This is a genomic window from Youxingia wuxianensis (assembly GCF_014385085.1).
GTDB classification, from domain to species: Bacteria; Bacillota; Clostridia; order Oscillospirales; family Ruminococcaceae; genus Youxingia; species Youxingia wuxianensis.
On the sequence record NZ_JACRTD010000003.1, the window covers coordinates 45,752 to 62,119 of the forward strand.

Annotated in this window: 19 protein-coding genes; 4 read left to right on the forward strand and 15 right to left on the reverse strand. The window is 52.7% G+C overall.

What is annotated here, in order from left to right:
- Positions 1-77: 77 nt before the first annotated feature.
- The 8 genes from H8705_RS04430 to H8705_RS04465 all read right to left on the reverse strand — a co-directional run bounded on the left by H8705_RS04430 (position 78) and on the right by H8705_RS04465 (position 5,943).
- Positions 78-722 (reverse strand): hypothetical protein, encoded by a 645-nt coding sequence (locus H8705_RS04430; protein WP_262394644.1) that lies wholly within the window; start codon positions 720-722, stop codon positions 78-80.
- 90 nt (positions 723-812) lie between these two features.
- Entirely contained in the window at positions 813-1,400 is a 588-nt protein-coding gene (locus H8705_RS04435; RefSeq protein WP_262394645.1) for a hypothetical protein, read from the reverse strand.
- Entirely contained in the window at positions 1,391-1,786 is a 396-nt protein-coding gene (locus H8705_RS04440) for a hypothetical protein (RefSeq protein ID WP_262394646.1), read from the reverse strand. The genes H8705_RS04435 and H8705_RS04440 overlap by 10 nt, the downstream gene beginning before the upstream one ends.
- Positions 1,783-2,322, reverse strand: coding sequence for a hypothetical protein (locus H8705_RS04445; RefSeq protein WP_262394647.1), 540 nt, complete (start codon positions 2,320-2,322; stop codon positions 1,783-1,785). Before H8705_RS04445 ends, H8705_RS04440 begins: the two co-directional genes overlap by 4 nt.
- 12 nt (positions 2,323-2,334) lie before the next feature.
- Complete coding sequence (locus H8705_RS04450; protein WP_262394648.1) at positions 2,335-2,559, reverse strand: Imm17 family immunity protein; 225 nt, start codon at positions 2,557-2,559, stop codon at positions 2,335-2,337.
- Between the two features lie 18 nt (positions 2,560-2,577).
- Positions 2,578-3,420 (reverse strand): DUF2262 domain-containing protein, encoded by an 843-nt coding sequence (locus H8705_RS04455; RefSeq protein WP_262394649.1) that lies wholly within the window; start codon positions 3,418-3,420, stop codon positions 2,578-2,580.
- Between the two features lie 10 nt (positions 3,421-3,430).
- A complete protein-coding gene (locus tag H8705_RS04460) occupies positions 3,431-4,813 on the reverse strand; it encodes a DUF6138 family protein (protein WP_262394650.1) in 1,383 nt (460 codons plus the stop codon).
- Between the two features lie 14 nt (positions 4,814-4,827).
- Positions 4,828-5,943 (reverse strand): hypothetical protein, encoded by a 1,116-nt coding sequence (locus H8705_RS04465; RefSeq protein WP_262394651.1) that lies wholly within the window; start codon positions 5,941-5,943, stop codon positions 4,828-4,830.
- 451 nt (positions 5,944-6,394) lie between these two features.
- Between H8705_RS04465 and H8705_RS04470 the strand changes: the two genes are divergently transcribed.
- The 3 genes from H8705_RS04470 (at position 6,395) to H8705_RS04480 (ending at position 7,919) form a co-directional block, all read left to right on the forward strand.
- Complete coding sequence (locus H8705_RS04470; protein ID WP_055270373.1) at positions 6,395-6,730, forward strand: helix-turn-helix domain-containing protein; 336 nt, start codon at positions 6,395-6,397, stop codon at positions 6,728-6,730.
- A 127-nt stretch (positions 6,731-6,857) separates the two neighbouring features.
- Positions 6,858-7,415: a DUF1273 domain-containing protein gene (locus H8705_RS04475; RefSeq protein ID WP_262394652.1), complete on the forward strand. Its 558-nt coding sequence runs from the start codon at positions 6,858-6,860 to the stop codon at positions 7,413-7,415.
- A gap of 168 nt (positions 7,416-7,583) precedes the next feature.
- Positions 7,584-7,919 carry a helix-turn-helix domain-containing protein gene (locus tag H8705_RS04480; protein WP_055270369.1) on the forward strand — a complete coding sequence of 112 codons (336 nt, stop codon included), beginning with the start codon at positions 7,584-7,586 and terminating at the stop codon, positions 7,917-7,919.
- A gap of 148 nt (positions 7,920-8,067) precedes the next feature.
- Here H8705_RS04480 and H8705_RS04485 read toward each other — a convergent pair whose 3' ends face one another.
- A complete protein-coding gene (locus H8705_RS04485; RefSeq protein ID WP_081029064.1) occupies positions 8,068-8,322 on the reverse strand; it encodes a helix-turn-helix domain-containing protein in 255 nt (84 codons plus the stop codon).
- Positions 8,323-8,340: 18 nt separating this feature from the next.
- Positions 8,341-10,152, reverse strand: coding sequence for a type IV secretory system conjugative DNA transfer family protein (locus H8705_RS04490; protein WP_055270367.1), 1,812 nt, complete (start codon positions 10,150-10,152; stop codon positions 8,341-8,343).
- A gap of 88 nt (positions 10,153-10,240) precedes the next feature.
- On the opposite strand from H8705_RS04490, the gene H8705_RS04495 reads away from it, so the two are divergent.
- Positions 10,241-10,417: a hydrogenase maturation nickel metallochaperone HypA gene (locus tag H8705_RS04495; protein ID WP_262394653.1), complete on the forward strand. Its 177-nt coding sequence runs from the start codon at positions 10,241-10,243 to the stop codon at positions 10,415-10,417.
- 28 nt (positions 10,418-10,445) lie between these two features.
- On the opposite strand, the gene H8705_RS04500 is transcribed toward H8705_RS04495, so the two are convergent.
- The 5 genes from H8705_RS04500 to H8705_RS04520 all read right to left on the reverse strand — a co-directional run bounded on the left by H8705_RS04500 (position 10,446) and on the right by H8705_RS04520 (position 16,365).
- Positions 10,446-11,891, reverse strand: a complete 1,446-nt coding sequence (locus tag H8705_RS04500; RefSeq protein ID WP_262394654.1) for a DUF3991 and toprim domain-containing protein — start codon at positions 11,889-11,891, stop codon at positions 10,446-10,448.
- Positions 11,892-12,049: 158 nt separating this feature from the next.
- Positions 12,050-14,194, reverse strand: a complete 2,145-nt coding sequence (gene mobP3, locus H8705_RS04505; RefSeq protein ID WP_262394655.1) for a MobP3 family relaxase — start codon at positions 14,192-14,194, stop codon at positions 12,050-12,052.
- Between the two features lie 21 nt (positions 14,195-14,215).
- The gene (locus H8705_RS04510) at positions 14,216-14,653 is read right to left on the reverse strand and encodes a hypothetical protein (protein WP_262394656.1); all 438 of its coding nucleotides are present in this window, start codon (positions 14,651-14,653) and stop codon (positions 14,216-14,218) included.
- Positions 14,654-15,060: 407 nt separating this feature from the next.
- Entirely contained in the window at positions 15,061-16,104 is a 1,044-nt protein-coding gene (locus H8705_RS04515; RefSeq protein ID WP_055270357.1) for a hypothetical protein, read from the reverse strand.
- On the reverse strand, positions 16,105-16,365 hold the full coding sequence (locus tag H8705_RS04520) for a DUF6103 family protein (RefSeq protein ID WP_262394657.1): 261 nt from the start codon (positions 16,363-16,365) through the stop codon (positions 16,105-16,107). It lies immediately after the preceding gene.
- Positions 16,366-16,368 lie beyond the last annotated feature (3 nt).

Sequence of the window (16,368 nt, forward strand, 5' to 3'; positions counted from 1 at the left end):
ATGGTCAGATTGTCGTAATTCATGGCGATCAGTTTCCCGGCGGTCTCCGGCTCGGCCGAAGGAGCGACTGCATATACTTACTGCTTTTTCTGGCAAAACTCTTTCACATAATCGTATATGCTCTTTATCCCGCCATCGGTTACTGTATTAAATAGGCCATAAGGTTCGTTTTCCAGCTGCTTTTCTGCAAGGAGCATTGCCTGGCGGAAATTCCCTTCTGCGATTTCACACAGTACGACATTCAATCGTGCGGCCGGCGCAGTATCATGGAGAATCTCCGCTTTGAAGTCGGAGACTGTACTGCATCGGCTATGATGGTCTTGAATGGACTTGTTAAACCGACAAAACGCCTCATTCATGACCAAGGTTGCTGCGTCCACCGTGGGGACAGGTAGTTCCATTTCCTTGATGATATGAGCGGAAGGGGAATGTGCCGCTGTGATATGGAAACTAAATGATTTCTTCCGGGCTACCTCACCCATTTCATATACATCCCAAAAGACATTGTCAATGACGCATGGCTTTGTGGAAACGACTGCTCTTATGGCAGTACCACGCCGGACAGGGGGCGCAGATAGAAACACTTCATATAAGAAATCACCCAGGACCTTATAGGCGCAGTCTGCAACCACTTTGAAGCCATGTTCTCCGGCAACTACTTTTAGGTTTTTGGAAATCATCGCGCTTAATTCCTTGACTGTCTTCTGCTCCTGCCGTGTCATGCTATTTCCACCTTGCCCAGCTCCAAAATGGCATGTTCTCGCTTTACGCCCTTGGGAGGCAGTTGTTCCAAAGTCATCATTCTTTTTCTCCTATCCCACAATGGTGGTCTCCTTGACGACCAGATTGTCGTAATCCATGGCGATCAGTTTCCCGGCGGCTTCTGGGGTACACATGAACCAGGTGCTCACGCCCCAGGCATCCATCCTTGTGACGGTGAAGAAGTCGGTTTCGGCGGGAGAGGGATTTCTGGCGTCAAGATAGCGGTCGGAATAGAGGTAGACCAGATCCACCTCCCGGTCCGGTAGCCACTTGGCCCGGCGCGCACGCGGTTTACCATTTTTCAGAGTCTTTTCTCTGGGGTTCTCAAACCACGCCAGTTCCTTGATCTTCAGACCGGTGAAGGTATCCATGAGCCGCTGGGCAATCTCCCGGTGGGTAAATACTCCGCAGTCCCAGGAGCCCATCAGCCATGTCTGTATAAAGTCGCCCACCTTGCTGCCAGGAGCAGGCGGCCCATAGACGCTCTCGTCCGCCCACATGACCTCCATCTTTTCACATTGATCTGGCCGGGGACAGGACTTCTTGTTGCCGTATCGGTACATGATATTCACATAACCGAAGTCCTTGCCGGTTCGGTCATGACCAACGGCTTCCACTTTATAGGCAGTTATGGACATTGCAGTTCCACCTCCTGAGCCAGTACAAATCCGCACAGCCCAAGGGAAGAGTCGATGACAAATACCCGGATGTGCTCCCGTTCCATGCGCTTCCGCAGTTCCTCGATGCTGCAGCAGGCGGGAAAGCCGTAAGAGATGGTCCCGCCCAGCAGGTCTTTGTACTGCTGGAAAAACCCGTCCACGGTGATCTCGTCCATGCCGAAGAGGATGTTGTCCTGGATCACATTTTCAAACCAGTGGGCCAGCAGGCCGGTGAAGCGAACGGATACTTTCTCTCCGGTCTCGGACTGGGTATCCATGTGCAGTGTGTGGGCTTCAAAGTCAGCGCAGTAGCGAAGGACTCTGTTGTCGTGCAGATTGTCAAAAGATTGAATTACCATACTCATGCCAGCTCTGCGTCCAAAATCTGGACTTGTTTTCCTTCCTCGTTCACATAGTAAAGGGCGATATAGTCGATGCCGTCCCGCTTGATCTGCTCCCAGGGCATCCGCCCGCCGCTGATCAGCTCCACGGTATCGTTCTCGTCCGGCTCGAAGTCCTCTTTCTCATCCTCATAGTCAATGCTGTACCCCAGCTCCAGCACCAGCTTGGAGGCGGGGATCTCATACCGCTTGAGGGGACGGTGTTCCAGCTCGGATGGATCATGTTCTTCGCAGAACATATTGTCGTAGCCATGCCGCCCGCCATCAAAGATCACGAACTCCTCGCCGCTGGCCGGGTCACGGGCCGCCACCAGTCCGGGAGCCTCGTCGCCATCCACAATATAGGATTGGGGCTCTCCCTTCACCGTGAGCAAATCTCCGTAATACCAGACCTCCAGCAGTTCACTGCCGGTGGAAGAACACAATGTCACGGTGGGCAGGCGTTTCTGTGCATACTCCTTCACATGGCCGGTGAGCCAGGTAGGATATTTTTCACTCATCGTTCGTCCTCCTTACAGCACCCAGGACATGATGCTGGTCACAATCAGCACGATTCCCAGTAGGAAGAAGATCACCCGCCTGGAGCCGCGGCCATAGCGGTGAGAGTCCGGCTTGCCGGTGGGGTCACAGAGCCAGTTCCAGTTCATGATGGCCCCAATCAGCAGGACAGCGCCGATGATCAGGGTTACCCAGTTCCAATGTTCCTGTAAAAAAACCGTGATCTGCTCGCTGTTCATTTAGGTTTCCTCCTCTCTTTATCCCTGTATATCAGCGTCAACGGGGCCTTTTTTCAGCGTTCCATTCACCGTGACCACATGGCCCCAGAACATATCGTCGTCCTCATACCAGGCGGTAAAACGCCCACCCGGAGATACTGTAAACTCAGTGAGCAGGATACGCCGGGCGAACTCATCCTCGGTGATGGGGTCTTTCTCCGGGTCCCGGTTAGTCTGGTCATTGTCCGCCAGCCATTCGTTGGCCTGAGCAGTGAGCTTCTGGGCAGCCATCGCTCGCAGGGACTTATCCCAGGTTTCCTGGTCTGCCACCAGTTTCTTCATCACATTGGTGACACGGGGCCAGGACGCTTTCTTTTCAATCTCCACATCCAACGAGATCCGGACTTCTTTTCCCATCCACTTACAGGTCCCCTCGAATATGCTCATCTCACGATCCAGCGTGAGGGTTCCCAGCACTTCGTCCTCCAGAAGAATGGGCTTTGTGTATTCCGCCCAAATCTCCTCCAGTGCCGGACAGGGTACGCCTTCCTCCAGTACCTCCGTGACATACCACTGAGGTTCGTAGAGGGCATCACCTTTCCAGCCGCGGGCTTTGATCCGGTAGATCTGGCCCTTGGTAAACCGCTTGGAATAGTCGCCGGCATCCCGTTCCTTGTCCGTCAGCGGCCAGCTCAGGTAGCATCGACCGGAGATCGCCTGTCCGGTCTGGACATCCGCCATGGCGAGGGCATGGGTATGCGCCGCCCAGTAGGTATCCAGAAAGGTTTTGTCCGCGCTGACACCGTCCTGAATCAGTACCAGTTTTTCCTCATCTTCTGGGGCGTACAGGGCAATAAAGTCCTTGACCGTTCTCTTTTTCATGGCGTTCTCCTTACGCAAATACCTGCTGGTATTTCTCTTTCAGTTCCTTGGGCGCTGTCTTGATGACCTTGCTGCCGCCGTTTTCAGAGGCTGTGCCCCAGATGGCCCAGAGCAGGCTCTGCCAAGCGATGGCCCGGAATTTCGGGTCCTTGTCCTCTTCCGGCAGGAGATAAGCGGAAAAGCGGCGTTTGACTGTCAGCAGCGCATCCAGGCTTTCCGCATTGGCAATCAAGCTGCGGAATTCCTTGGCAGGCTTCAGCCACTGCATAGACAATGCGCCCCGTACCAATACGCCCAGTGTCCATGTTTGGAAACCAAACTTCCGGATCAAGGCATGAAGGAATTTCTCTTGCAGGGAGGAGTGCTCGTCGTCGCAGAGATCCAAATACTCCGCCACCAGCGGCGCCCACTGTTCTCCCTCCAGTCCCAGAGCGAACACAGCAAAAGAGCCGGGCATGGCGCAGGCTTCATCCGCAAGGTTTTGGTACCACTCATACTCCCGCATAGCCAGACGAGTGTATCGCTCTATAGCCGGATGCAGATCGGGGTGCTGCACAGCGCAGGCAAAGAGCTGATTGATGCCCTTCTTGGGCAAGCCGGGAATGGGCAGATAGATTTTCTGCTTTCCTCTGAATTCCACCGAGTAACTGCGGGGGAATTCCTCCTGCTCCAGCACCGCACACAGGTAGTCCAAGATCTCGGCATAGCACTCCTCGGTGGAGTCCTTGGCGGTGATTCGGATGGCAGCAAACGCATCATTGGCCGATGCGGTGAAATGCTCCGTCTTACGCTGCTGGATGTCCTTTGGTAATTTGCCGCTGCCGGCTGTTTTCAGTTGCTTCACCATATCTGGGCGAAGCTGGGAGACCAGGCCGAGGATGTGTTCGGTGGTGAGGGATTCAAAACTCTGCCCGTACACGGTATGGCAGATCGCCACATAGCAGGCAAAGCGCAGCAGACCTTCGTCCACATCCTCCGCTCGCAATTCCGGCAGTACTGTGCAGGGTGGAAAGACGGTAAAGCCATCATCCCGCTCTCCCACAAGGAAGAACCGCTCCTGCACCTGCTTTTCTATGTACTTCTCCAACTTATAGCGAATTTCTTGCCAGCCCACCAGCCGTCGCATGGCGTCGCAGAGAGAGACAGCATCCTCACAGGGAAATCCTTTCAACGGCAGCCTGGTCAGATACCGCTCCAGCAGCTGATCAGGGAGAAATGGCGTCCCGTTGTGGTTTCGCACCACGGTCGGGTAGGCGGAGTGATTTTCACGAGCGGTGCCGTTCAGCACATCCTGAATGCAGAGATCCGCCTCCGCCAGCACCTCCGGGGAAGTGTCCGGCTTGTGGATCAGATAGTAGCGGTTATGCACGCCATCACGCTTTGGCAAACTCATGGCAAGGTCTCCTCTCAGGTCTGCTGATGCTGCATGGATACGATATGGCAGTCCGGGCAGAATTCCACATAGAGCGTGCCCTCCGCACAGTCAAACACCGTATCCCACTGGATCTGCGCCAGATATTTCATAGGTTTCCCGCAGTGGGGGCAGGTCGTATATTCCGCGTCCTGTACCCAGTTGGCAAAGCCACCCACCGTGTTCACATCCTGGCAGGCCGCACCGTAAAACAGGGGCACAGGCGCTTCGCCCAGCACAAAGGGATTTTCCGTGAGGGCCTTGTAGTCCTCGGGACTGACATAGCAATCCGTCTTCTCCGCGCCGTCAAATAACTCAGAGGGAAAGACCTCCACGCCGCCATCCAGGGTAAACCGGTTGAAGGCGGGGCCTTTGAGGAATCCCACGCAGCTGGGGCAGCAGGTGGCAGTCAGGACACCATCCAGCCCCAGGAACCGGAGCCGCTCATCCCGGCCATCCAGCACCAGCATGTCCACCATGCGTCCGCCACAGTGGGGGCATGTGTCCTCCCGTGCCCGGCCAATGCGGACGGGAGATTTCTCGCCGGTGGTTCCTTTGACCATAGGATAGCAGGTATCGAAGTTGAGTTGGATTTTCTGGCCCTCCTTGTCGAAGGTCCAGCCGCCGATCTGTGCATAGCTGGATGGGTCCACATAGAGGCCCTTGCGCCAGGGCCGGGGATTTCGCTCCAGCTCCAGCAGCGTCTCCATTGCCTTGTCATCTCCCTGCATAGCAAGGCAACTCATCAGGTTAGAAGCCGCGCTGGAATATTCCGCAGACAACAGCGCATGAATCAGACCATCCCGCACATCGGCGGGAGCGTGATAATAGATTTCACACGGCCAGAACACCTCTGCGGCCAGTGCCGCCCGCTGAATCTCCGGGGTGATGGCATCATGGTACCCCAGCAGCTGCCAGAAGTCGGTGAACTCCGGGTCCTCCATATCAGCCAGCCGCTGGATGTTCTGAATCAGGTTTCTTTGCTTTTCTGTGATTTGTTCCGGTGTCCAAGCAAGAGCAGCCTTCCGCTCCTGTTCAGATTTGCATTTCCAGCACAATCCCTCATAGCCCAAGGGTGTCCCACAGCCGGGGCAGGTGTACTTCAGGCTCATATTCTTTGACTCCTTTCCAAAGATAGAAAAACGCCCTGCGACACGCTGTCACTTGGACAGGCTGACGCAGGGCGTGAAAAGGCCGCAAGAGAGGAGCCACATCTATTTGCCGATGTGGTTTCTTCAACAACTAAAATAATTCGTTCATATCTAAAAGCGACAAATGGCGCTATTCCATTCTGTGTGATCATACGACTACTCCACAATATTAACAGCCCATAAGATATAAGGGCATAAATTTAAATTTTATTATACCATAATCAGTTTCAAGTTTGATTCTTTTTTATGGAAATTGAGAAGATGTTTACATTTTGTTCACGGAATGTTTTTTATTTTTTTGCCTCAACTCTAACTCGCTAATACACACTCTGCGTATTAGCGTTTCTGTATTGATACCTCGCTAATCCTTATACTAATTTGTATCGACACAGAAAGGGGCGGTGAAAGTTGAATGATTGATAAGCGTATTGGAGAACGAATCAAGCAATGCCGCGAGCAATTAGGTTTGACACAAGAACAGTTTGCCGAGCGTCTTGGTTTGACAACAAACTATATTTCCACCGTTGAGAGAGGCGCCTCTTTTCCGCGCTGCGAAAAATTGATTGCCATCATCAACGGACTTGAAACATCTGCGGATGCGATTTTCTGCGATGTTATAACGCATACCAGTGAGTACCGCTCTGGCATTCTCTCCGAGGAGCTGAAAGAGCTTCCGGCTGAAGAGCAGCAACGGATACTGGAAATCGTAGAATTAATGATTAAACAAGCAAAAAAGAAGATGGATTGACTCATTTCGAGGGCTGCAAGGGTTTCTTGCGGCCCTTCGTTTTATTTCGACACATTTTGCGTAGTGTATGCTATACTATGTATTAGCGATATAGCTTAATATGCTAATACATAGGAGGAGCATCAGCATGAAAATCACAAATCTATTTCGTATGTCTTCTGATAAAGGCCGAGCCTGTGCTTTCACAGGCCACAGACCTCAGAACTTACCATTCCGTTTTAATGAGAATGATGATCGGTGCATTGCGTTAAAGCAAAAACTCCGCGATTGTATCGTGCAGTTGATTGAGCAAGAAGGTGTCCGGCACTTCATTTCGGGAATGGCTATTGGTGTGGACATGTACGCCGCTGAAATCGTTCTTGAACTGAAAGCAGAGTATCCTTTCATCACGCTGGAAGCTGCTATTCCTTGTGAAACACAGGCTGCAAAATGGTCCGAACCTTTGAGAGACCGATACTATAAAATCGCAGAGCTGTGTGATCATGAAACCATGCTCCAGAAACAATATACATCAGACTGCATGCAGAAAAGGAACCAATACATGGTAAATCATGCTGATATACTGCTTGCCGTTTGGGATGGATCATCGAGCGGAACCGGCTCCACTGTAAGATACGCCCGTACAAAAAATAAAGCAGTCTGGATTATTGATCCATGTTCCCTTGAGCTTACCCGTGCAGGTTGATTGTATATTGAGGTCAAAATGTAGTCTCTATTATTGGATATTATAAGATAAATTTCACCAACAATCAATACCATTAGAGTTTATGTCAACGCTAATGGAATGTGTATTCTTTCTTGGACTCAATCTATACTATTAGTGGTACTATATACACTCGCAGGAGGTATCACGATGGAACTTGAGTCCATAGGAAGAAATATACGCAAGTTCCGTTTGATGAGGAATCTGCGACAAGAAGACCTGGCAGAGATGGCTGGGTTGAGTATCAACTATGTCGGTGCGCTGGAGCGGGGAGAAAAAATACCATCACTCGAAACCTTCATTGTACTCTTGAACGCTTTGGAGGTATCATCCGATATGGTGCTGAGCAGTCTATTGGTGGAGAAGCATCAGGCTGATGCTTCTCGTCTGATGGACCGAATGCAAAATCTTCCAGCTTACGATATAGAACGCATTCTTGCGGTAGTTGATGTGCTTATACAGTATTCAAGTATGGATCAAGAGTAAGTTATTGTTTCTTTTCTGAATTAGTGCTTCTTAGAGTGGGCACTTCTGGTTGGTTCATCATGACCCTATCCTTGGTTCACCTAAAAAGCAGACTCTCCCCCTGGCGGGAAGAGTCTGCTTTTTTGCGTTTGATTTTTCAGTGACACACTTAGGTAATCTGGTACAGGTTAGAAGTGTAGCTGCCATTTTCTCGCCAACGAGGATCTTTTCGAAGCAGTCCAGCTCTAACGAGATCATCCAACGCTCGTTTGACAGTAGAACGGGAAAGCCCAAGTTCCAATGCAATGGTCTTAATGGCCGGCCAGCAGCGGCCTTCACTGTCTGCCCGGTCCTTGAGATACATATAGACGCTCTTGGCCCGATGGCTCAGATCCGAAGCATAGATACTGCGAAATCCATTCATGTTCCTATTTCACCTCCGTCAGGGGCGCAATATTGTTTTACGGGAATTTTTCTCAGCCTGCATACCATGATTCATACCGCCGACGGCCGCAGGCACATCCTGCGGCGGCTCCTCCTCAGCCACAGTTCCATAGTGGCGGCGGATGATGGATTCTTCCAACTCCTGCTTATCTGCATAAGCCACAGCCCGCTGTGCCTTCTCCGGCACCTCATAGGGCTCTCCAAACCGGATGCCCCAGTCGAGAAACAATCGCAGTTTGACCTTCATGGGATGAACACCGGTCTTGGCTACAATAAAGCTACCCTTGGGCATGGACTTAAGCTCATCTGGCGTCATGAGGGGGCGCTCTATCATCTGGAGGGACTGGCTGGGGTCATTCTTGCCGCGAGAGATACTTCCGCTCATCACTGTGCGGCTGCCAAGTGCTTTGGACAGCTCCACAGCTGTCTGGCTGGCCGGAGCGAAACCGCCGTAAAGGTTGACCTGGCAGTTATCCACAATCACTTCAGCGCCTTCCGCACCGTAGTTTTTCTTAAGCTGACCTGTGATACTCTGTACAATGGGTACCAGCATGAGTCCTCTGGAACGAGAGGCGGAGAACATCAGCTCCAACGACTGGATGGGAGGGCAGGTGCCCAGCTCATCTGCAAAGAAGACCACTCGATTCTTGAGTCGCCCACCGTTCTCGTCGGCCACGGTGAGGATCTCACGGTACAGATTCTGGAGAATCAGGGATACCATGAAATACTTGGTCTGATCCTCCTCGGGCAGTACGATAAAGATGGCAGATTTCTCATTACAGAATTTCTCAGCATCAATGGCGGTATCAAAGCAGAGAATCTGCTCCATCTCTGAATCGAGGAAGGCATTGAGCCTGGACAGCACTGTGGAGATTACAGAGGCCATGGCCTGTTCCGCAGTATTGAGAGCGGAACCTGCAAACCAGCGTGCCTTGTGGTTGGGCGGGAGTTTCTCCAGTAGAATCTGGAATTGGTTTTTCCCCTTTACCTTGGACGGGGCTAAAAGCTCCTGCACCAGCTTGAATACAGAAACGATGTGCCGTTTCTCAACCGGATTTCCATTCTCATCTTCAGTGGGCAGATATTCTGCCACCAGCAGAAACATGGCTGTCAACAGCCCCTCGGCACTGTCGTAGAAAAAGGCGTTTTGTCCATACTGGGCGCTGTCGCCGCCGCTGGTGTTGATCAGTGTCTTGGCCAGGATCTTGGAATACTTCTCCGCTTTTGCCTTTGCAGCCAAGTCGTTGGGATTGGCTTTGTAGATGTCCATATACTTGTTGATGAGATGGAGTAGGTTGTTACCATCTGACCGAGTGGGATTTCGGAGGTCCAACACAGCAATCTGATAACCATAGAAATCTTTTGCAATGCCTGCATAGTTGCGGTACAGATCTCCCTTGGTATCAGTGCAGAGAAAGGACATCCCAGACGCAAGGGCATATTCAATGTTGGGGTATAAAAAGAACGCTGTCTTACCAGCGCCGCTGGCAGCGGTGACCATGGCATGGATGTCATCAGTGTCCACCAGAGCAGTGACATGATTCTTGGGGCCTTCACATCCGAGGATGAGGCCCTGTTTTTCCGGCAGGTGCTCTCCTTTGCGCCATAGCTCCGGTTCAAAGGGAATGTGGGCGTAAGTCTGGCGAATCTCCTGCTTGGTAGCCCATCGTGCTGTCCCGTGCTGGCCATCGCCTACTGTTTTGGATTTGATTCCGTCCAGCGTATAATAGTGTGAGATAAATGCAAGTCCACCGATTACAAGAAACATGACGGCAGATACCGCAATCAGTGTGATTACTTGAGATGGCATGATTTCCTCCTTTGGTATCAGGAAGACTTAATACCAGAAGGGGGATGTTCAGGACATCATTTGTCTGCTATAATGAGAACATATCGAGGTGATTGATTTGATTTGCGCGTGTGACAACTGCCACTATCTGTTTGACGCACCGGAACTGCCGGAGCAGTGTCCGGACTGCGGGAAGTGGGAGACCCGCTTGGCTACTAAAGACGAACAATCGGAATTTATCAACCGTACCACAAGCGGCAGCGATAAAGAGGAGGAATGGATTTAATCCAGTCCTCCTCTTTGCTGTTTCAGGGTCAGGCCATTGCTTGGCTGGTCTCGCGCTGTGCCTTTTCTTCTTTCTGTTGCCGCTTAAGTTCATCGGCCTCATACTTGACCGGCACTTTGGCGCAGGAAATGGCCAGCTCCAGCCACGCACTGGCAGCGGCTTTCTTCTCCACATCGGTACGAATGCCTTCCATGCCATCTTTGGCCAGTATGCTCTGGAACTCCATGCCAATCTCAGTGGCGCGGGTTTTGAGCGAACCACGATTCTGGTGCGGATGAATACGGCTTTTCAAAAACAATGCGCCCTGTTCCTCTGTCAGTATACTTCCCATCTGCCGACACTCCCGCAGTACAACAGAGAGAGCTAATGCTGACATGGTTTCCATGCGTTCCATCGCTTGTTCAAAACGGCCCCAATGAAGGTTGTGCTGGTACTGCTGGAGCAGGCGCGGGATCTGGTAAGCCGCCTGCTCTGGCCGGACCTCTTTACACTTGGCACCTATCCGCTCACATATCATTCCTGCAACAATAAGCTGAGGGTGTTCCTCCGGTGGTTGAGCCTCCAGACCATGCTGTTCTTTCAAATCTTCGTCCCAATCCTTGTTGATAGAGCGCAGCGAAGCGACCTGTGTGTAACCATGCTCCCGCAGGATGTCTGTGAGCCGCCCCTCTGCCTCGATCCCAGCTGCATCATGATCCAGGCAGAGGATAATCTTTTGTAGCTTTGGATTCTGCTCCAGCATCCAGAGCATAGCGTGTTCCGCTGTACCGCAGAGAGCCACATAGCTGTGGCGTTGCCAATCCTCCGGATACAAGGTCAGAAAGGCCAACAGATCAATGGGGGCTTCGAACACATAGAGTCGGTCGCTGGCACCAACCCAGTGGAAACTGCACCGGGGATCACAGCCCTCCACATTGCCCCGGTAGCTCTTGCCCTGCGTATAGATGCCTCGCTTATGGGCATGACGGGCAACTCCATGCTCATCGGTTCCGACGAATACAGCATTGTGATACTCCTTGGTCTTATCCGTGGACAATTCCCGGCTTTCATAGATCAGCCCTTTCTGGGCAAAGGTATTGAGGATCTCCCGGCTGATATGCCGCTGCTGCAGCAGGTAGGCATACACACGGCGCATTGTCTGATTGGCGGGGGGCAGGGCAAATTCTTTCGGTTCCTCCTGCTCTTTTTTCTGTGCTGGTTGATACACCTCGCCTTTCTCACCGCCCAGCAGGCGTGTTACTGCCTCGGGGTAGCTCAGACCATAGAAGGTCTGCACAAAGGAGATGGGGCCGCCGCCCTCCTCGGCCTCATGGTCGTACCATTCGCTGCCGCGGACGGTGATGCTGTGATCGGAGGCAAGACGCTTATCCCGGCCGGAGGGGATGAGCTTTTCCCCTTGCCGCCGCAAGAACTCCACCAGATCAACGGAGTTTGCGCGAAGCTTTTGCTCATCAGTGAAGTGGATGTAGGGCATACTGCACCTCCTACCGGTTTCTTCCTCGCAGTTTTCGATGGAATAGGATGGGCCTACGGCGGATCGGTTTTTGTTCTTTCAATTTCTGACCATTCTCTTTCTGAGTCCGCCCAGCATGAAGCAGAAATTCATTCGTGCGTTTCAAAAAACAACCTCCTTTATTGCAGACCTATCTTTGGCTCATGGTCATCTGCCTTGTGTCCCTGAGCGATTTTCTTTGCTTTAATTTTTCGTAAAAGTTTTCGGTCGACTGCGACCACAATGCCGCTGGTGGGAAACTGGCTCTGCTCTCGGAAAATATTGGCCAGAGAGTGGAGCAATGTGATCACCGCTGCAGCGGTCGACTGCCCCACAGGGTCATCCATGTGTTTCAGAAAATATTGAGCGTATTCATTCCCCTGATCCGCTGCCATCTGAAACCATTTAGCTGCACTGTCCTTATCTTTCTCTACATCTTTTCCAAGCAGATAGAGTTTTCCAAGCGTGTACTGGGCATATTGGTTTCCATGCATAGCAGAGACAGTCAACCAGTGAACGGCAGTAGCTACATCCTTGGGGGCCTCCTCGCCTTGGAGCATCATTTTGCCCAACTGATATTGTGCGAATTGATTGTCTTGACTTGACGCATGCCGAAGTAGCTCCAGTGCTTTGAGAGCGTCCTTGGGAACAATTTTCCCCTTGAGGTAGGCCATAGCCAAAGCGTATTCCGCATACACATTGCCCTGATCTACTGAGGCACACAACCAACGGAGAGCGGCATTGGTATCTTGGGGGATACCATCTGCTCCCTTTAACAGAAGCTTGCCTAAGTAGCACTGTGCAAACTGATTCCCACGCTCTGATGCGTATGTGATCCAATTCAGAGCGGCAGCCTCGTCCCTGGGTAAAGAGGCGTCATTACTGAGAAACATCTTTCCAAGGGCAAAGGCGGCGAAGCTGTTTCCCTGCTTTGCCGCAAGAGTAAACAGCTCCACCGCCTTCTGGATGTTCCTTTCAACGCCCTGTCCGTCTCGATACTTTTTGCCAAGTGCGTATTGGGCGAAACCCTGCCCAGCATTCGACTCATCTGGCGAATGCCCCTTAGTCTGCTTGGCCTGTTCACCGGCAAATGACGATGCCGCTTCTGCTTGCTCCGCAGGATCGTCATCTTGGATATCATCTGGGTGGAACACCTGCTGGCGCTGTCCAAGCTTCACCGCTTCCTCAATGACGAGATTCTTGAGGCGCTTGAATTCCTTTTGTTCGGAGAGCGGCAGCCGCTCCGGCAAATCATCTTTGTAGGTGCGCAGCACATCTTCCCGCAGTTCATACCACAGATTGTATGCCGAAGCAACACGCGGATCTTTTGCAAGCTCGTCTACGATTTCATCCACAACGGCTTTGAGCGGGGCCTTGAGATAGCCGTATTGCTTTTTGCCGGACAAGAACCGAAGACGGTCGGCCAGATACTGCAGCCACTCCTCAATGTGTGCATTTTGAATGTTTCCGGACTGCATCTCCTCAATCACTCCACGGAGCGCCGCCTGAGCATCTGTATTGAGCTCATTTCGGCGCTGTGTCTGCTTTTGATAGAGTTCCGTCAGATCCTGCCGGAAGATTTCTTTTGCCAACCCCGACTTGATCTGTGCGATGCCTTGCTTGGTCAGAAATCCTTTGGACGGATCTGCACTGAAACAGACCATGTGGACATGGGGGTGGTGCGCCTCATCGTGAAAGGCGGCATACCATCGGAAGTCCTCCCAGGGTATCTTCATCGCCTCGGCCATATCCATGGCGTACTTGGAGAGCAACGCTTTCCATTCATCCGCCTTGTCATAACCGAGTCTGGCAGCATCCTCCCGGCGCAGGGAAATGATAGGCAGCCATACATTGCCGGGGTGCATCGCAACCACTTCCGCTATCTGCGCCAGCACAAGGCTGTCTTCTGCGCCGGTAAACAATCCGTGGGAGCCAATGCGCTGTGCGCGGGGACGAGTCGCAATGTAGTTCAGGTAGTTATCCATTTTTGCAATGCGGTCATAGTTGTCCTCCAGCGCGCGGGTGATAAATTCTGATGCATTGGAGCGGGTAGGTGTTACCAGATAATCTTCATACTCAAATATCCCGCGGCTGAGCGGAAAGTCACGGAGGATCTGTTTTATCATTTCCTTTTGCCGCTTTGTAGCTTGCCACCCATCGCGTCCTGGGTCGATCCGTTCAACGCCATTGCGAGTCGCCATATACTGCACATAGTTTTCCAGGTGTGCGCAAGCGGCAGATGTGCCGCCTTTGATATAGGGGCATTTGAAAATCAGTCGCGGCACAGGCTGTCACCTCGTTTTGATTTATTCATCGCCCCGCTGGTAATCAATTGCATCTTTGAAATTGATGCGGCCGTTGGTCTGCTTGACTTCGCGGATCGCTCGGGCGCGGAGCTGGCGCAGATCCTCATCACTGATCTCCATGCCCGCCGCCAGCACATTCATCATCATGTTGATCTCCACTGCCAGCTTGAAGAGCAGACGGGCGATTCGATTCTCACTGTCCTGCACCGTGCCGCGCATGGCCGCCACCAACGCGGGCGGCAGATAGGCAGTGGCCTCCTGGCCGGAAAGATAGCCCGCATAGAACTGCGCGGCTGTTTCCAGAAAATCACTGCGGCTCTTGCAGTTGTTCTCTTTGACCAATTTGTCGATGGTCTCCAGCGTGGAAGGGTACAGCCACGCTGGGATGCGCTCCTTGGCCTCCTCGCCCTTGGGGGCGGGTCTCCACTCATGTTTCATGTGCAATTCCCTCCAAAACCACCTGCCCCGGCCACCCAAACGCCGACCGAGGCAGGCTGATATTCCTGCTTCCTGTTCTTTTTCCGACCACCTGCCACAGCAAAAAAACGGGAAACCGACCACCTGTCAAAACGCTTCCCGACCCGCATTGCGGGGCGGTGTCAGGAGGCAGGTGGGCGCTTTGCGGCCACCTGCTTTATCCTGCACCGTTTTCAACCCCTTGGTTCACACCCCCAATACGGAGCAGAGCCCGGCCCGCATTTCAGGGCTGACTGCTATCCCTGTCGGCACACCGGCACAAAGCCCGCACACGGCGTTTCAAGCCGGTGGAGGGGTACGGATGCCAGCTCGGCGGCAAAACGCCCCACAGGGGCGCACAGCGGGTCAACAGGGCGTTATCAGGCCGGTCACATCTGCGGCGTTTCCATCGCTGTGATCTCCGATTCCATCTCTGCCGCAAACTCCAGCAGAGATTGCCCGTATTTTTCTCGGCAGTACTGGCCCATCTTGTCCAGGATCGCACTCTTTTCCTCGGCATTAAGCTGGTAAGCCATCTCGTAATCAAAGCCATCCTCACGGCAGAGGATGACTTTGAGAGCGTCGCATACCTGGCTGTTCTCCAGGTCATATTCGGCATAGATATTGAGCCAGTTGTTGTTGTCCGCCGAATCTACATGGGTTCCAAAGACCTCATCGGGATTGAAAGAGCAGTCCATGTAGAAGTTCAATCGGCCGTCGAGCTCGGAGATCTCGTCGGAGAAAATGATTTCCTCTGGACGCAATCTGCGTGAGCCGTGGAGCTCGACCGGGGCTTGCGTATGGCTGGTGAGCTGCTTGCCCTCCAGCCGGGAGAGGAAAATATTCCAGCGAACCTCCTTGTTCACATGGCCGCTCTTGTCCGCAAAGTAGGCGGCGGAGGACACATCTTTGAGCCGGAAGCTCTGCCAGCCATCCATAATATTGAGGGCGGAGAGAAGTCCTTTGTCAAAGTCGATCTCCACCAGACCGGTGACTTTGCCGAAATTCTCCAGCCTCCATGCGGCCAGCTGCTCAAACCGCTGAGGTGAAATCTCCTCTGCACCATAGATACACCGGGCGAATCCCTTTTCTTTGTCACCGAATGTGCCGCGCACATAGCGTCGCATGAGGATCGCCATATCCAAAAATTCCTGGCCGCTTTTGGTGGAGAGATAGTGTTCCTGCCCGTTCTCCGTGATGTGGAGTCCTGCATACCGGGCACTGGCTTCAGCGTTTCGCTGGCTTTCAAGCCGCTCGGCATCCAGCGCCTGTTGGATCTTCTCCTGCTGCTCCAGCGGAACACGCTGAGCGTAAAGTTCATTGAGCTGCTCCTGCATGGTTCTCTCGACGGTGGTTCCGTCTTCGGTCAGAGCCTGCTCCAGTGCGGCAAGCTGGCGCTTGTCCAGCCAGAGTTCGATAGAAACAGAGTCCAATTACACCACCACCTCGCTCACCGCAGTGGGCGTATCGACCGGAGTGCGGGGCTGGCGTTTGGTGCGGGGGCGTGGAGGTTCAGCAGGTTCCTCCATGCTCTCGATATATTCACGGGTCTGAGCCGGAACATACTTTTCGTAGAGCTTGGCGAGAAAATCCTCCAGCTCCGTTTCCAAAGTCGTTTCCTTCTTCTCTGTATAGAACCGGAGCGCCCGCAGCTTTTCCGCTTCCATGTCGATGCTGATACTTGTTTTTTTCATATA

What these genes read in the sequence shown, in the direction of transcription:
- H8705_RS04470 (WP_055270373.1), top strand. Translation starts at nt 6,395, where the DNA reads ATGATTGATAAGCGTATTGGAGAACGAATCAAGCAATGCCGCGAGCAA.
- H8705_RS04485 (WP_081029064.1), bottom strand. Translation starts at nt 8,322, where the DNA reads ATGAATGGATTTCGCAGTATCTATGCTTCGGATCTGAGCCATCGGGCC.
- H8705_RS04440 (WP_262394646.1), bottom strand. Translation starts at nt 1,786, where the DNA reads ATGAGTATGGTAATTCAATCTTTTGACAATCTGCACGACAACAGAGTC.
- H8705_RS04435 (WP_262394645.1), bottom strand. Translation starts at nt 1,400, where the DNA reads ATGTCCATAACTGCCTATAAAGTGGAAGCCGTTGGTCATGACCGAACC.
- H8705_RS04465 (WP_262394651.1), bottom strand. Translation starts at nt 5,943, where the DNA reads ATGAGCCTGAAGTACACCTGCCCCGGCTGTGGGACACCCTTGGGCTAT.
- H8705_RS04450 (WP_262394648.1), bottom strand. Translation starts at nt 2,559, where the DNA reads ATGAACAGCGAGCAGATCACGGTTTTTTTACAGGAACATTGGAACTGG.
- H8705_RS04490 (WP_055270367.1), bottom strand. Translation starts at nt 10,152, where the DNA reads ATGCCATCTCAAGTAATCACACTGATTGCGGTATCTGCCGTCATGTTT.
- H8705_RS04520 (WP_262394657.1), bottom strand. Translation starts at nt 16,365, where the DNA reads ATGAAAAAAACAAGTATCAGCATCGACATGGAAGCGGAAAAGCTGCGG.
- H8705_RS04460 (WP_262394650.1), bottom strand. Translation starts at nt 4,813, where the DNA reads ATGAGTTTGCCAAAGCGTGATGGCGTGCATAACCGCTACTATCTGATC.
- H8705_RS04455 (WP_262394649.1), bottom strand. Translation starts at nt 3,420, where the DNA reads ATGAAAAAGAGAACGGTCAAGGACTTTATTGCCCTGTACGCCCCAGAA.
- H8705_RS04445 (WP_262394647.1), bottom strand. Translation starts at nt 2,322, where the DNA reads ATGAGTGAAAAATATCCTACCTGGCTCACCGGCCATGTGAAGGAGTAT.
- H8705_RS04475 (WP_262394652.1), top strand. Translation starts at nt 6,858, where the DNA reads ATGAAAATCACAAATCTATTTCGTATGTCTTCTGATAAAGGCCGAGCC.
- H8705_RS04480 (WP_055270369.1), top strand. Translation starts at nt 7,584, where the DNA reads ATGGAACTTGAGTCCATAGGAAGAAATATACGCAAGTTCCGTTTGATG.
- H8705_RS04500 (WP_262394654.1), bottom strand. Translation starts at nt 11,891, where the DNA reads ATGCCCTACATCCACTTCACTGATGAGCAAAAGCTTCGCGCAAACTCC.
- H8705_RS04510 (WP_262394656.1), bottom strand. Translation starts at nt 14,653, where the DNA reads ATGAAACATGAGTGGAGACCCGCCCCCAAGGGCGAGGAGGCCAAGGAG.
- H8705_RS04430 (WP_262394644.1), bottom strand. Translation starts at nt 722, where the DNA reads ATGACACGGCAGGAGCAGAAGACAGTCAAGGAATTAAGCGCGATGATT.